Raw genomic sequence first — 13809 nt, 5'->3', positions numbered from 1 at the left:
CCGGGACCAACGGATCTCATAGCGGACGCGCATGCAGTACTTACCTTCGGCTGAACTCGTCACCCGGGCCGAGGAGCGTGCTCGGGGGAGGGGTGTGAGACGCTGCGGGCGGAGGCGGGGGCGCGCCGGGCCCGCGCCCGGGTGACGAGAACTTCGTATTCAGTAGATACATGTTTAGTTTATACTGGATATATCGTCAAGCGGCCTGAACCGGGCGATCTGGAAACGGCGGCGCCCCCGGCGGGGCCGAGGGCGCACTTGTCCGGAGGCTCAGGGCCGGCTAGCAGGCGTAGCGGCGCTTCACCTTCACATGGCGGCCCAGATAAGGGTCGTAGAACCGCTCCGTAGCGACGCAGGTGCGGTAGCGGTGATGCGGCCCGTAGGCGTAGGGCCGGTCATGGCGATAGTCGTAGCCGTACCGCGGGGCGTAGCCGTAATCGTAGTAGGTGCGGCTGGAGCCGCCATTGGCGAGGGCCGCGCCGAGAGCCAGGCCGGCGACGCCGGCCACCACGGCGGCGGCCGCGGCGTCGTTGTCGTGCCGGCGGTGATGCGGACGGGCCTCGGCCGGAGCGGCGGTGGCCGCCACGGCGGCGGCGGCGGTGACGGCGGCGATCGAGGCGGTGAGGAACTTACGCATGGGACGGGCCTCCAAGTCTTGGAGGAAACCTCGTCCCCTGCGCCTGAACCCAGCCTGAACGGCGCCGTAAGGTTTCCGTCGGCAGCTACTTCCGCTCGGCCGCCGTCTTGGCGCGGATGGGCTGCAGTTCGGAGCCTGGGTTCCAGTCCGGCCAGTCGCGGGCATTGGCGAGGTCGCGGCCGATCTCGAAGGCCAGGTTCACATCCGCGGCGGCGCCCCGGTAGTCGTGCCAGCTTTCCCAGCGGTCGCAGGTCTGGTGATAGCAGCGGGCGGTGAAGTCCTCGACCCACTTGTCCCCCTTGGCCCGGCCGCCGTCGACCACGTCCGGACCGCCGGCCAAGGCCATGAGCAGCAGGGTGGGCACGCCGCGGCGGCCGAAGGAGAAGTGGTCGGCGCGGAAGTTGAGGGCGCGTTCGGGGCGCGGGTCCGGGGTGACCGTGCGGCCGTAACGGGCGGCGGCGGCCTTCAGCCGGTCCTCCAACTGGTTCTGGCCCGAGCCGATCAGCACCACGTCGCGGGTGGGGCCGAGCGGGTGAAGGGTGTCATAGGCGATGCTGGCGACCATCTTGCCGGCCGCATAGGGGGAGGTCTCGGCGAAATATTCCGAGCCCAGGAGACCGCGCTCCTCTCCGGTCCACAGGCCGAACAGCAGAGTCCGCTCGGGGGCGGGGCCGGCTTTGAAGGCGCGGGCGGTCTCGATCACCCCGGCCACGCCCGTGGCGCTGTCGAGGGCGCCTGGACGGATGACGGCGCCCTCGGCGTCGGGCTCGCCGATTCCGTAGGCGTCCCAGTGGGTGGAGTACATGACCGTCTCGTCGGGATACTTGGTCCCGCGGATGGCGCCGACCACGTTGCGGCTGGTGAGCTTCTCCACCGTGTTGCGGTAGTCGGCGGAGAAGGTCGCGCCCTTCAGCTCCACCGGCGTGAAGGCGGCGGTGCGGGCCCGAGCCTTCTCTGCCTCGAAGTCGAGGCCCGAGGCCCTGAACAGCTCGACGGCGAGGTCGCGCTGCATCCAGCCCTGCAGCAGCAGGCGGGCCGCGGCGGGATCCTCGCGGACCACGTCGTAGCTCTCGCCGCCGCCGGCGATGACGGTGCTCCAGGGATAGGCGGCGCCGGCCGTCTCATGGACGATGAGCGCCCCGAGGGCGCCTTGCCGGACGGCCTCCTCATACTTGTAAGTCCAGCGGGCGTAGTAGGTGGCCGCCTGGCCGCCGAACTTGCCGGCCACGGCCTCGCCGGGCTGGGCCTCGAAGTCGGGGTCGTTGATCAGGATGACGGCGATCTTGCCCTTGAGGTCGACGCCCTTGAAGTCGTCCCAGCCGCGCTCGGGGGCGCTGACCCCGTAGCCGACGAACACGAGGGGGGCGTCCTTGATCTGAACGCGCTCGACGGGCCGCTGGGTCTCGATCCGCAGGTCCGTCTGGGTGCGAAGAGTCTTGGAAAGACCCGGCGCCTTGAGGCTGTAGGCGCCGTTGGCCTCGGTCTGGAAGCGGTAGAGCTGGACGTCCTGGACGAAGGTTCCGTTGTCGCCGGCGGGCTCCAGGCCCAGGGCTTTGAACTGGCTGACCAGGTAGTCGATGGTGCGCTGCTCGCCCGGACCGCCCGGGGCGCGGCCGGCGTAGGGATCGCTGGCCAGTTCGCGGGTGATCTCGGAGATCCGCTCGGCGGAGATCGGCCCGGTGGACGGATTGAAGGCCTCGACTTGCGATTGGGGCGAAGCCTGGCCCTGAGCGTGGGCCAGGGCGGCGGGCGAGGCGGCGGCCAGGAGGGCCGCGGCGGCGATCAGCGTCTTCATGCTCCACCTATAGAACCGGCAGGGCTCAGGTTTCCACAGTTCCCGCAGCGGAACCGGCGCGGCTTTTTGCGGTTTTCGGCGCGCCCGTCCGGACCGATCGGCGGTTCGGCGCGTTAGGCAAGAGCGCGCGGCGAACGGCGTGGCGCGCGGGGAGAATCTCGCCTGCTCGGGCGTGCGGCTTGCGGAGAGCGTTTCATGAGCGACATCGACACCACCGGCGACATCACCGGCGCCTCGGGCGACGGCCAGGGGCGCAAGGCCCAGGCCAAGGCGGCCATCGGCCAGGCGGGCCAGGCCATCAAGCAGGAGGCCCAGACCTTCGCCAGCGCCGCCCAGGAGCGGGCGCGGACCGAAGCCCAGCGACGGGCCGAGACGGCGACCCGGACCCTCGGCGACTTCGCCAACGCCATCCGGCGGGCGGGCGACGAACTGGCCCAGAGCGACCAGAGCCCGGCGGCGCGGCTGATCGGCCAGGCGGCGGACGGACTGGAGAACCTGTCGCGGAGTCTGGCGGGCAAGCAGCCGGAAGAACTGCTGGACACGGTGCGGGACTTCGGTCGGCGCCATCCCGCGGCCTTCATCGGCGGCGCGGTGTTGGCGGGGATCGCCCTCGGCCGCTTCGTGCGGGCTACCGAGGACGTCACGGACATCGGCGAGGCCTATCCCACGCACCATGCGGCCGGTTCGGACGATATGGAGGTGGGCGCAGCGGGCCTGGCCGGAGCCCCGAGCATGGCGGCGGCCGGCCCCATGGACGGCCTGGACGAGAGCCTCGCCGTGCAGGGAACGGACGCGGAGGTGTCGGAGATCGGGGTGACCGATGCGGACATCACCGACGCTGAGGTGGACGAGTCCGGGAGCTCGCTGGACACCCCTGGCCGCCCCACGGGGGTCTGACGCCATGGACGACGGCCCGAACACCGCAAGGTCGCCGGACCCGCGGACCCTGCCCGAACTGGTGTCTCAGCTGACTACCGACCTGGCCACCCTCGTGCGGCAGGAATCGGAACTGGTGCGCACCGAGATGGGCGAGAAGCTCGAGGCCCTGGGCAAGGGCGCGGGCGAAATCCTGGCCGGCGGCATCTTCGTGCTGGCGGCCCTGGGCGTGCTGCTGGCGGCCCTGGTGGCGGGGCTGGCGGAATACATGCATCCGGCCTTCGCGGCCCTGCTCGTGGGCGTCGCGGTGGCGGCGGCGGGCATCCTGCTGATCCGCGGCGGCCTCAAGGCCCTGAAGCCCAGTTCTCTGGCGCCGACCCGCTCGGCGCGCCAGCTCCGTAAAGACGCCCAGCTTGTGAAGGGAAGACAGAATGGCCAAGTCATCGGCGGACGTTGAGCGCGAGGTCGAGGCCACGCGCGGGCAAATCGATCGCACGGTCGAGGCGCTTAAGGATAGGATGCAACCCAAGGAACTGTTCGACGAGGCGACGAGGATCATGGGCGGAACGAGCAACAAGGTCCTGACCACGGTGGTGGAGCAGGCGAAAGAAAACCCCATCCCGATCGCGCTCATCGGCGCCGGGATCGCCTGGCTGGCCCTCAGCCAGACGCGCAAGGACAAGGACGGCTACGACCCGTACACGGGCCGGGGCTACTACGAGACCTACGAGGGCTACGATGAGGGCGAGGGCCTCAAGGAGAAGCTCCGCGCCAAGGCCCGTGATGCGGTGCAGGCGGCCAAGTCGGGCCTCTCCACGGCCAAAGAGAAGGTCGCCGGCGTGGTGGACGGGGCCCGGGCGTCGACCGCCGACGGCGTCGGGTCGGTCAAGGGCCGCGCGTCGGGCCTGCTGGGCGGGGTGCAGGGCCGCGCCGGCGAGCTCGGGCACAAGGCCCAGGCGCGCTACCAGGAAACGCTGGACGCCGAGCCCCTGATCCTCGGGGCCATCGGCTTGGCCGTGGGCCTGGCCATCGGCGCCTCGCTGCCGTCCACCCGCACGGAGAACCGCCTGATCGGCCCGCACCGCGACCGGCTCGTGGGCCGTGGCCGGGACCTGGCGAAGAACTCGCTGCAGGAGGCCCGCTCCGTGGCGGAGCGCGCCTACGGCCAGGTGAAGGAAGAGCTGCATCGGCAGACCGGTCCGGACGGCGAGGGCGCGACCCTGAAGGACAAGGCCAAGGCCCTGGCCGATGCGGGCGTCTCCAGCGTGCGCGACGAGGTGGACAGCCGCCTGGCCCACTGACGGCGGGAGATGATTGAGAGGGGCGGCTCCGGCCTGGCCGGGGCCGCCCTTTTCGTGCGCACGATGTGGGAACCTTGCGCCTGCATGGGAGCTTCCCGCTTCGATCCAGAGCGGGAGAGACCGATGACGAAGACCACGACGGCCGTGTTCGTGAGCCTGGCCGCGGCGGCGGCCTTGCTGGCGGCCTGCGGCGAGAAGCGGCAGGCGGAGGCGGACACCGGCATGGCCACGGCCGAGGTGACCACGACCCTGCCCGAGAGCCAGGTGACCGACGAACAGCTCAAGGCGGCGGCCGAGGGCGCGGCGGCGGTGGCCGAGACGCCCCAGGGCTCCAACACGGCGGTGGTGGTGACCCCGCCGTCGGACTCCAGCGGGATGACGACCGCGCCGACGGGCGCGCCGCCGCCGCAGTAGGCCTCAGCGGGCGCCGGTCCAGGCGCGAAGGGCCGCCGCCGCCTTCCAGCCGAGCCAAGCCCCGGGCAGCATCAGGACGCCGGCGGCGAACACCGGCGCCCACGGGCCGATCTGCGAGAACAGCGCCCCGCCCAGCAGCGGGCCGAGGACGCGCGACAGCGAGCCAGAGGCGGTCGCCGCCCCCAGCACCGCGCCCTGGCGGTCGGCGGCGGATGAGCGGGAGGCGATGGCCATGGCCGCCGGCTGCCAGGCGGCGTGGCCGGCCACCGAGATCACGAGCAATATGGCCGCGAGAAGGCCCCAGGGCGAGGCGGCCATGGCGCAGGTGGTCACGGCGGCGAGCACCAGGCCGGCGACGATGGTGGCGCCAAGGCCCAGGCGCCGGACCATCATGCCCGCAACCATGCCCTGGGTGAGCGCGGCCGAGACCCCGGTAAGGGCCATGACGAGGCCGACCTCCCGCGGGCCCCAGTGGAACCGGGCGTCCATCCACAAGCCCAGCACCGACCACAGGGCCGAGCTGGCGAAGAAGCCGAAGAAGATGGTGGCGAAGATCCGAGTCAGCACCGGATGGCCGATCACCTCCCTGACGCCGGCCAGCGGGTTGCGCCGCGTCCCGGGGACGACGCCGGGGCGGCGGTACTCGCGCACGAAGACCAGAATTCCGATGACCGCCAGGACGCACAGGCCGGCGGCCAGCAGCAGGGGCGGTCGAAAGCCCGCCGCGCCCAGTTCGGGCCTGGCCATCAGGCCGCCGATGGCCGGACCGACCACGAAGCCGACCCCGAAGGCCGAGCCCACGAGGCCCAGGCGACCGGCGAGGCGCTCGGGCGGGGAGACGTCGACGATGTAGCCCTGGATGGTGGACATGTTGCCGGAGAAGAAGCCGGCGAAGGCGCGGGCGGCCACCGCCACCCAGATGTTCGGGGCGAAAGCCAGGGCCACATAGCCCAGGGCCGAGCCGACGATGGTGACAAGCAGGATGGGGCGGCGGCCGACCCTGTCCGACAGGCGGCCCCAGGTGAGCTCGCCCAGGAACTGGCCGGCGGAGAAGACCGAGAAGAGCAAGGTCACCTGCCAGGGCTCGGCCTGGAAGACGGTGGCGAAGAACGGCAGCAGCGGGATGACCACCCCGAAGCCGATCAGGCTGAGGAACACCAGCAGCAGCATGACCGGCAGGGCGCCCGCGGGGGCGGCGGGCCGTGGGGCGGACGGCTGGGGTTCAACGGAGGACATGGGGTTCGCTTAGCGCCGCCACGTCATCGCCTCCACCCGAAAAGGAACGGGGCCCCGGCCTGCGCCGGAGCCCCGAAGGTGCGGAGAAAAAATTCCGCAAGGCTTAGTGGGCGGCCATCCGGGGACGGTCGGCCTCAGCCGCGACCTCGCCCGTCCGCAGGGCCTTGAAGAAGGGCATCAGCTGCCACAGAGCCGACAGGCCCACGAGGCCATAAACCACCCGTGACAGGGCCGCGTCCTGGCCGCCGAACAGATTGGCCACCAGGTCGAGTTCGGGGCCGCCCAGAGCCACCAGGCCCCAGTTGAGGCCGCCGATGATGGCCAGGGCCAGGGTAATGACGTTCAACCACTTCATGTTCCGTCTCCTCGTTCGTCTGTCTGAAATCGTCTCAGGCGCCCGGCGCGGAGCCGGAAAGACGCCGGGACGGGCGCCAACAACGCGCGAGCGGGCTCAAGGCTTCAACAGGACCTTCACGCAGCCGTCCTGCTTGTCGCGGAACAGGCGGTACATCTCCGGCCCCTGGCCCAGCGGGGCGGTGTGCGTGATCAGGAAGGTCGGGTCGATCTCGCCGTCGTCGATCCTGCGAAGGAGCTCGCCGGTCCATTTCTTCACGTGGGTCTGGCCGGTGCGCAGGGTAAGGCCCTTGTTCATCAGGGCGCCCATGGGGATCATGTTGGACACGCCGGCGTAGACGCCCGGGATCGAGATCCGGCCAGCAGTCTTGCAGGCCATGATCGCCTCGCGCAGGGCGATCGGACGCTCGGTCTCGAGCTTCAGCGCGGTCTGCACCCGGTCGATCAGCTCCAGCACCTTGGTGGGCCCGTGGGCCTCGATGCCGACGGCGTCGATGACCACCTCGGGGCCATGGCCGCCGGTCATCTCCTTCAGCGTCGGGAGCACCTTGGCGCGGCGGCGGTCGAGCACCTCGCAGCCGAGGCCGGCGGCCAGGGCCAGGCGCTCGGGGACGTCGTCGATGACGATCACCCGCCTTGCCCCCATGACCACGGCCGAATAGGCGGAGAACAGGCCCACGGGCCCGGCGCCCCAGACGGCGACCGTGTCGTCAGGCGTGATCTCGGCCTGGGCGGCGGCCTGCCAGCCGGTGGGCAGGATGTCGGACAGGAAGATGTATTTCTCGTCGCGGCCGGTCTTGGGCACCTTCACGACCGTGGTGGCCGCATAGGGTACGCGCATGTACTCGGCCTGCCCCCCCGCATAGCCCCCGGTGAGGTGGGAGTAGCCGAAGAGGCCGGCCACTGTGTCGCCGAAGAAGGCCTTGGCGAGTTCGCCGTTGCGGTTGGTGACTTGGCAGGCGGAATAGTTCTGGGCCGCGCACTGTTCGCACTGGCCGCAGATCATCTGGAAGGGGACCACGACGCGGTCGCCCACATTGAGGCCCGCCGCCCGGGCCTCGGCGCCCACCTCGACGACCTCGCCCATGGGCTCGTGGCCCATGACGTCACCCTTGCACATGGTCGGAACGAAACCGTTCATCAGGTGCAGGTCCGAGCCGCAGATGCAGGTGGTGGTGACGCGGATGATGGCGTCCTTCGGATCCTCGATGATCGGATCCGGCACCTCCTCGCAGCGGAGGTCCTTCTTGCCTTGCCAGCAGATGGCTTTCATTCGCGGGTCCTCCTAGTCGCAGGTGCGCTTGACGGTGCTCATCCGCACGGCGGCGATGAGGTCGAGGGCGGTGACGGCGGCCACCACGCCGAGCGCGAGACGAACATTGCCTCGCTTGGGATTGTCGGCCCGGTTGAGGCGACTGAGCACCGCCAGGTCGAAGACGTCGCCGGCCACCCGGGTCCAGAGGACGTCGGTGCGGGTGGGATCGCCCACGAGGCTGAAGCCCGTGTAGAACTCGCGCAGCCCGAAGGCGGCCTGGATCACCGACGGATGGGCGTCCATGCCCAGGAAGCGGTTGACGCTCTTGGGGAAGAAGGTCCCCCAGACGCCGAGGCCGATAGCGTTCTGGCCGAGGGCGCCCGAAAGCGTGGGCGTGAGCGCGGGCCTGGCGCGCACGCGGTCGGTGGCCAGGGTGATGCGCTTGCCGCCGGGCAGGCCGAGGGTCGCCGACGGGGCGTGGGTGAAGGCCTGGAAGGCCTCTCCGGTGAGCCAGCTTCGGGCTTCGCCCAGGCCGGACGGTGCGGCGCCCGTCCCGCGCGGCCGGGCGGGTGCGGATGGAGTCTCTGAGAGCGACACGTCCGGGCTCCTCTTGATCTGTGGTTGGGGTCGCTGTTGGAGACGGTCGAGGCGGGGGTCCTGTTCCATCCCCGGGCGAAAGTTTCCGATCGCGGCCTTCCGGATGCGAAAACGCCCGCCGGAGGACCGGCGGGCGCTCGAGCGATCAGGGGGCAGGCGCGGCTACTGCAGGGCCTGCTTGATCTGGTTCACCCGGTCGTGGTGCGACTGGATCTTGGGCGCGGCCTTCTGGGCCAGGGCCTTGAGGTCGGCGTTGTCGCCGTTCTGGGCGTAGCCGGTCATCAGGGTGTGAGCCTCGCCGTGAGCGGCGTCCTGCTGGGCGATGTAGGCCTTGTCGAAATCGGCGCCGTTGGCCGCGATGAGGTTGTCGAGCATCCCCTTCCGGCGCTGGTCGAGTTCGGCCGGGGCGGTGAGGTTGTGCTTCTGGAGCAGGGCCTTCAGCTCGTTGGACATGGCCATGTGGTCGGCGACCATCTGCTTGCCGAAGGCCTTCACGTCGGCGTGCTGGCCCTTCTGCTGGGCGAGCTTGCCGGCTTCGATCTCATACATGTCGCTCATGGCCGCGTTTTCCACGAAGGCCGTGGTGGAATTGGCGCCGAGGGTCGAGGCGGAGATCGTGCCCACGGCCGCGCCCATGGCGTCCTGAGCCGCGTTCACGGGTTGGCTTTGGCCGGGATTGGCGTCGTTGGTGGCGGCCTCCTGGCGGTTACAGGCAGCGAGCGTCAGCGCCGAGGCGGCGGCGGCGCAGATCAGTAGCGCGCGGTTCATTGTGCGGCGTCTCCCTTCCGAGGTCTGGACCCCGGGAATGCCGCGCTAAGGTCTTGGTTCCCGCACAAGCAGGGCCGTGGCCGGGATCAGGAAGAGGCGTCCGCCCTGGAGATCGAGGGCGATGCGGTAGCGCCGGAAGAGGCCCGAGCCCAGAAGACCACGGGGAATGGGGCCCCCGGCGCTGGGGGAATAGATCTGGACATCCACGTTGCGCAGGACGAGGCCAGCGGCCTCCACCGTGCGGGCGCGGACCATCTGATCGATGCTGACGCCGCCGAGGCTGACGGAATGGGCCTCGACCACCCGCCGCCCGGGGGCGAGGAGGCCGGCTTCCCTGGCGGCCTGGGCGGAGAGGGCGAGAAGGCCAGTGGCTCCGGTGTCCACCAGCACCTCTACCGGCGGGGCGGACTCCACCCGAACGGTGGTCATGGGCGCGCCGCCCACGAGCTTCAGCGGGACTTCGCGGGCGTCGCGGGGCGGCTGGAAGGCGCCTGGCAGAAGGAAGCGGACGCGGTCGCGCGGATAGTCGGCGTCCAGCACCAGGCCCCGGAGCACGTTGCGGCCGAGCAGCATCTGGAACTCGCGGCCGGTGGCGGCGGAGAGCGTGGCGATGTCGAGCACCGCGGCGCGCATGCCGGCGATGGAGAGGCCCGGCAGGGACAGGTCGAAGCGGACGGTGTGGGTGAGGCTGGGCTCGCCGCTGACGCCATAGGCCATCATCGGCAGGGTCAGGGCCTGGGGCAGGCCGAGCTGTTCGGCGAGGCCCCGGTCGATGGCCGAGAACTGGGCGCCGGAATCAACCACGATGCGGACCGGATGGCCGGCGGCCTCGCCCTCGATCTCGATCAGGCGGGCGTCGGGCGGCAACGGGATCCAGGGGGTGGCTTCGCCTGCGGCGAAGGCGACTTTCGGCGGCGGCCAGGGGATGCGATCACGCACGAGGTACAGCGCCGCCCCACCGGCAGCGAGCAGGCCAAGGCGCGAGACAAGGGCGCGGCGGGAGATCACCCCCCGTCTCTAACCGCAACCGTCGGGCGGAAGAAGGGCGGCGGAGGGTTCGGCGACGCTACTGGGTCTGAAGCTCGTCAGCGCCGATGGCGTAGGCGCCGTCCAGCCAAGCCTCCATCTCCCGGGCGGCGGGATGGTCGTGTTCGGCCAGGCGCTCGCGCAGCCGCCCCTTCAGCTCGTCTGACATGCCGTCGAGCCCGGAGTCCTGCAGGGCCAGGAGATTGCGCTCGATGAGGGCGGCGAAGGCCTCGCCCAGCACCTGGCGGGCGGCCCGGCGGAAACTGTCGGCATAGGCGTAGGCCTCGCCCTGGGCGTAACTGTCGGCGAGGGTCAGGGCCGGGATGCGGCTGAGGCATGCCTGGGAGGCGGTGTTGATCCCGTGGGCGGCGAGATGCTCGCCGATGGCGGCGGGGCGGCCCGTGAAGGCGCGCAGGTGCAGGAAGCGGCTCATGCGCGGGCCGTCGTTGACCGGATAGTTGTCCCAGAGGAACGGTCGGCGGCCGAGCTGGTCGGCGACCCGGGCGAGGTGCGCCGCGGTGATCTCGAGGCTGCACACCTCCTCACCGGTCCACATGACGTCGATGGCGGGGTCGAGGGCGGCGCCCAGGTCTTCGAGGTAGCGGGGCGGGCGCCGGCCGAACACGCGGTCGAGGACGGGATCGTCGGAATAGTAGCTGGGGCAGACCATGAGGCGCACGTTCGGGGCGCGCTCGGCGATCCAGTGGACGATCTGCGTCTGCCGGGCGGCGAGGTCCGGCAGGTCGCCGCGCATGTCGTCAAAGAGCACCCCGAGATCATCGAGGCCGAGGGCGGTGAGCTGGTCGAGCTTGGCGGCGAGGGCCTGTTTCGCCGCCGCGTCGAAGTCCAGGTAGAGCTCGTAGAGGCTGAGGCCGACGCCGAAGCGGACGCCCGCGCCGCGGCAGACGGCGGCGAAGTCGCCGAGGGCGGCCAGGTCCGCGTCGGCGTAGGGCTCGCGCCAGCGCTTGCGCAGGAAGGCGTCGGCCTTGGGGGCGTAGAGGTAGAAGCCGTAGCCGGCGGGGGCGAGGGCGCGGACGAGATCGGCGCGCTCGGTCCAGGCGTAAGGGCGGCCGAAGAAGCCTTCGATGATTCCCAGGGACGGCGCAGGCATGGCGGGACCATAAGGTCCTGGTTGCGATAACGCTGTAAATTCGTAAGGGTGCCGGCCGAACCAGAACAGCCAACAGACACGAGGACGCGCCCCATGAACCCGAACGCCGAGTTCGACCTGATCGTCTATGGCGCCACCGGCTACACCGGCCGGCTCGTCGCCGAGCACCTAGCCAAGCGCTACGGCGTGGGCGGGGCGGTGAAGTGGGCCATGGCCGGGCGCTCGGCCGACAAGCTGGCGCAGGTGCGCGACGAGATCGGCGCCCCGCAGGACACGCCTCTGGTGGTGGCCGACGCCGGCGATCCGGCCCAGGTGCGCGAACTGGTGCGGCGGACCAAGGCGGTGATCACCACGGTGGGGCCCTACCAGCTCTATGGCTCGGACCTGGTGGCGGCCTGCGCCGAGGCCGGGACCGACTATCTGGATCTGTGCGGCGAGCCCAACTGGATGCGCCGGATGATCGACGCCCACGAGGCGGCGGCCAAGGCCAGCGGGGCGCGGATCCTGTTCTCGTGCGGTTTCGACTCCATCCCCTTCGAGCTCGGGGTGTTTTTCACCCAGGAGACGGCCAAGGCGAAGCTGGGCGGGCCGGTCCCGCGCATCAAGGGCCGGGTGCGGGCCATGCGCGGAGGTCTGTCGGGCGGTACGGCCGCAAGCGGCAAGGCGACGATGGAGGCCGTGCAGAAGGACCCGTCGCAACTGGCGGTGATGATGAGCCCGTTCGGCCTGACGCCCGGTTTCGAGGGGCCGCCGCAGCCGCAGGGGACGGCGCCCGGAGAGGACCCGGACGTGGGGCCGGTGGCGCCGTTCATGATGGCGGTGATCAACACCAAGAACGTCCACCGCTCGAACTTCCTGATGGGCCATGCCTATGGGCGGGACTTTACCTACGACGAGATGGTGATGGGCGGTCCGGCCGGTCCGGCCACCTTCACCGACCTGGGGGCCATGCCGGGCGGCGGACCGAAGCCCGGTGAGGGCCCAACCCCGGAAGAGCGGGAGGCCGGCTTCTACGACGTGCTGTTCATCGCCATCGCCGCCGACGGCCGGCAGGTGCGGACCAGCGTGAAGGGCGACAAGGATCCGGGCTACGGCTCCACCTCCAAGATGCTCGCCGAGACGGCCCTGGCGCTGGTGAACGCCCCGGACGTGGCGGGTGGAATCTGGACGCCGGGGGCGGCCCTGCAGGGGCGGCTGGTGGAGCGGCTGTCGCAGAACGCGGGGCTGACGTTCGAGGTGGAAGCCGCGTAAGGCCTAGCGGGCGCCGGGCGCGCCATCGCCGGACGCATGGTGGCGGGCGAGATGGCGGCGGTCGTCGAGGGTGGAGAAGATCACCGCGAACAGCATCCCGACCGCCGCCCCGGCCAGGGTGTCGAGGGCCCGTTCCGGCGCCATGTCCGGACCGGCGCGCTCAGGGGCGGCGAGATAGGTCATCAGCAAGGCCATGGGCGTGACGAGGATCTGCCCAAGACCGTAGTTCGTGCCGATGACGACTTCGGTGGCGACGGTCAGGACGAGCAGCAGGCCGATGACGGTCCAGGCCGAAGGCGCCTGGGCGAGGATGAGCCAGACGAGCGCTGCCCCGACTATCGTGCCGGCGGTCCGCTGGAGCGCCCGGTTCATGTTGATGTGGAGGTGGGCGCCCTGGAGAACGGCCACCGCCCCCATGGCCGCCCAGCCCGGATGCGGGGCGCCGGCCACCCAGGCGCCGAAGGCCACGATCCCCGAGGCCAAGGTCATGCGCAGGGCCGCGATCAGCTGGTCCCGCAGGGGGCGTGGGGACTCCTGGGGGAGGGCGAGCGCGGCCGCGGCGCGCTGCCGGAGGGGCTCGGTGGCGAGGCAGACGGCCCAGGCCAGAAGGGCGGCCACGGCGGTGGCGCAGGCCCGCTGGGCGACGTCGCCCAGGGGCGCCGGCGGGCTCATGGCCGCCGAGGCCGCGAAGATGAAGATCAGCCCGCCGGGCGGGCCGAACTGACCGCGGACGCTGACGAGGAAGAAGACTCCGCAGGCGAGAGCCAGCAGGGCGATCTGCAGCGGCGGCGGAGCGCCCAGCCAGCCTGCCAGAGACATGCCGAGCACCGCAGCGGTCAGGCAGACGCCGCTGAGGAGCACGATACGCCCCCGGCGCGCCGGCGGAGCGAAGCGGCCGAACAGGGCGGCTAGAGCGCCCAGGGCGGCGAAGCCGATCAGATGCGGCCATGGCGACAGGTGCGTGAGCGGCAGAGCCACGACGGCGGCGAGGGCCGCCTGCAGCCCGGCCAGGAAGGAGACCATCAGGGACGGCTGCCGGGCGAGGGCCACGCTCTCGCGGAACTGGCGGCGAGAGAGCAGGCGCCGCGCGATGGCCCCCCGACGGGTCTGCGGCTCGACGCCTTCCGGGCCGGAATGATGATCGGGCGGCTGCACCAGGCGCCTTGCTCCTCTTTGCGCGCGCCCGTG

General features: G+C 71.1%; 15 protein-coding genes and 1 pseudogene. 6 read left to right on the top strand and 10 right to left on the bottom strand.

The features are described 5' to 3' along the window. Window positions 1–280: 280 nt before the first annotated feature. Together BO64_RS06750 and BO64_RS06745 are read right to left on the bottom strand one after the other, a co-directional pair. The gene (locus tag BO64_RS06750) at window positions 281–637 is read right to left on the bottom strand and encodes a hypothetical protein (RefSeq protein ID WP_496402518.1); all 357 of its coding nucleotides are present in this window, start codon (window positions 635–637) and stop codon (window positions 281–283) included. Window positions 638–722: 85 nt separating this feature from the next. After that, window positions 723–2432, bottom strand: a complete 1710-nt coding sequence (locus BO64_RS06745) for a M28 family metallopeptidase (RefSeq protein WP_496402517.1) — start codon at window positions 2430–2432, stop codon at window positions 723–725. Window positions 2433–2627: 195 nt separating this feature from the next. Here BO64_RS06745 and BO64_RS06740 point away from each other — a divergent pair, with 195 nt between their 5' ends. From BO64_RS06740 to BO64_RS06720, 5 genes and pseudogenes are all read left to right on the top strand, one after another. Next, a complete protein-coding gene (locus BO64_RS06740) occupies window positions 2628–3329 on the top strand; it encodes a hypothetical protein (RefSeq protein WP_496402516.1) in 702 nt (233 codons plus the stop codon). A 4-nt stretch (window positions 3330–3333) separates the two neighbouring features. After that, entirely contained in the window at window positions 3334–3765 is a 432-nt protein-coding gene (locus BO64_RS06735; RefSeq protein WP_496402515.1) for a phage holin family protein, read from the top strand. Continuing rightward, a pseudogene (locus BO64_RS06730) lies at window positions 3740–3811 on the top strand (hypothetical protein); the annotation flags it as partial. The gene BO64_RS06735 and the pseudogene BO64_RS06730, both read left to right, overlap by 26 nt. A gap of 15 nt (window positions 3812–3826) precedes the next feature. After that, a complete protein-coding gene (locus BO64_RS06725) occupies window positions 3827–4609 on the top strand; it encodes a hypothetical protein (protein WP_496402896.1) in 783 nt (260 codons plus the stop codon). A gap of 123 nt (window positions 4610–4732) precedes the next feature. Continuing rightward, complete coding sequence (locus BO64_RS06720; protein WP_496402514.1) at window positions 4733–5023, top strand: hypothetical protein; 291 nt, start codon at window positions 4733–4735, stop codon at window positions 5021–5023. A 3-nt stretch (window positions 5024–5026) separates the two neighbouring features. Here the strand turns inward: BO64_RS06720 and BO64_RS06715 are convergent, their stop codons facing one another. The 7 genes from BO64_RS06715 to BO64_RS06685 all read right to left on the bottom strand — a co-directional run bounded on the left by BO64_RS06715 (window position 5027) and on the right by BO64_RS06685 (window position 11370). Then, window positions 5027–6259, bottom strand: coding sequence for an MFS transporter (locus BO64_RS06715; RefSeq protein ID WP_496402513.1), 1233 nt, complete (start codon window positions 6257–6259; stop codon window positions 5027–5029). 103 nt (window positions 6260–6362) lie between these two features. Beyond that, window positions 6363–6614 carry a DUF378 domain-containing protein gene (locus tag BO64_RS06710; RefSeq protein WP_496402512.1) on the bottom strand — a complete coding sequence of 84 codons (252 nt, stop codon included), beginning with the start codon at window positions 6612–6614 and terminating at the stop codon, window positions 6363–6365. 96 nt (window positions 6615–6710) lie between these two features. Continuing rightward, window positions 6711–7886 carry a zinc-dependent alcohol dehydrogenase gene (locus BO64_RS06705; protein WP_496402511.1) on the bottom strand — a complete coding sequence of 392 codons (1176 nt, stop codon included), beginning with the start codon at window positions 7884–7886 and terminating at the stop codon, window positions 6711–6713. A 12-nt stretch (window positions 7887–7898) separates the two neighbouring features. After that, complete coding sequence (locus BO64_RS06700; protein WP_496402510.1) at window positions 7899–8465, bottom strand: hypothetical protein; 567 nt, start codon at window positions 8463–8465, stop codon at window positions 7899–7901. A 162-nt stretch (window positions 8466–8627) separates the two neighbouring features. Beyond that, the gene (locus BO64_RS06695; protein ID WP_496402509.1) at window positions 8628–9233 is read right to left on the bottom strand and encodes a DUF4142 domain-containing protein; all 606 of its coding nucleotides are present in this window, start codon (window positions 9231–9233) and stop codon (window positions 8628–8630) included. A gap of 45 nt (window positions 9234–9278) precedes the next feature. Then, window positions 9279–10241, bottom strand: coding sequence for an aspartyl protease family protein (locus BO64_RS06690; protein ID WP_496402508.1), 963 nt, complete (start codon window positions 10239–10241; stop codon window positions 9279–9281). Between the two features lie 58 nt (window positions 10242–10299). Further along, window positions 10300–11370 carry a beta-N-acetylglucosaminidase domain-containing protein gene (locus tag BO64_RS06685; protein WP_496402507.1) on the bottom strand — a complete coding sequence of 357 codons (1071 nt, stop codon included), beginning with the start codon at window positions 11368–11370 and terminating at the stop codon, window positions 10300–10302. A 93-nt stretch (window positions 11371–11463) separates the two neighbouring features. On the opposite strand from BO64_RS06685, the gene BO64_RS06680 reads away from it, so the two are divergent. Further along, window positions 11464–12621 (top strand): saccharopine dehydrogenase family protein, encoded by a 1158-nt coding sequence (locus BO64_RS06680; RefSeq protein WP_496402506.1) that lies wholly within the window; start codon window positions 11464–11466, stop codon window positions 12619–12621. 3 nt (window positions 12622–12624) lie between these two features. Here the strand turns inward: BO64_RS06680 and BO64_RS06675 are convergent, their stop codons facing one another. Continuing rightward, window positions 12625–13776, bottom strand: coding sequence for an FUSC family protein (locus BO64_RS06675; protein ID WP_496402505.1), 1152 nt, complete (start codon window positions 13774–13776; stop codon window positions 12625–12627). Window positions 13777–13809 lie beyond the last annotated feature (33 nt).

Source organism: Phenylobacterium composti DSM 19425 (assembly GCF_059568645.1).
The sequence above is the reverse complement of the archived record's forward strand: the minus strand, read 5'-3'. Positions and strand labels throughout refer to the sequence as shown.

Excerpts from the sequence above, each read along its gene's own strand:
- BO64_RS06750 (WP_496402518.1), bottom strand. The coding sequence starts at position 637 with ATGCGTAAGTTCCTCACCGCCTCGATCGCCGCCGTCACCGCCGCCGCC.
- BO64_RS06745 (WP_496402517.1), bottom strand. The coding sequence starts at position 2,432 with ATGAAGACGCTGATCGCCGCCGCGGCCCTCCTGGCCGCCGCCTCGCCC.
- BO64_RS06740 (WP_496402516.1), top strand. The coding sequence starts at position 2,628 with ATGAGCGACATCGACACCACCGGCGACATCACCGGCGCCTCGGGCGAC.
- BO64_RS06735 (WP_496402515.1), top strand. The coding sequence starts at position 3,334 with ATGGACGACGGCCCGAACACCGCAAGGTCGCCGGACCCGCGGACCCTG.
- BO64_RS06725 (WP_496402896.1), top strand. The coding sequence starts at position 3,827 with ATGCAACCCAAGGAACTGTTCGACGAGGCGACGAGGATCATGGGCGGA.
- BO64_RS06720 (WP_496402514.1), top strand. The coding sequence starts at position 4,733 with ATGACGAAGACCACGACGGCCGTGTTCGTGAGCCTGGCCGCGGCGGCG.
- BO64_RS06715 (WP_496402513.1), bottom strand. The coding sequence starts at position 6,259 with ATGTCCTCCGTTGAACCCCAGCCGTCCGCCCCACGGCCCGCCGCCCCC.
- BO64_RS06710 (WP_496402512.1), bottom strand. The coding sequence starts at position 6,614 with ATGAAGTGGTTGAACGTCATTACCCTGGCCCTGGCCATCATCGGCGGC.
- BO64_RS06705 (WP_496402511.1), bottom strand. The coding sequence starts at position 7,886 with ATGAAAGCCATCTGCTGGCAAGGCAAGAAGGACCTCCGCTGCGAGGAG.
- BO64_RS06695 (WP_496402509.1), bottom strand. The coding sequence starts at position 9,233 with ATGAACCGCGCGCTACTGATCTGCGCCGCCGCCGCCTCGGCGCTGACG.
- BO64_RS06685 (WP_496402507.1), bottom strand. The coding sequence starts at position 11,370 with ATGCCTGCGCCGTCCCTGGGAATCATCGAAGGCTTCTTCGGCCGCCCT.
- BO64_RS06680 (WP_496402506.1), top strand. The coding sequence starts at position 11,464 with ATGAACCCGAACGCCGAGTTCGACCTGATCGTCTATGGCGCCACCGGC.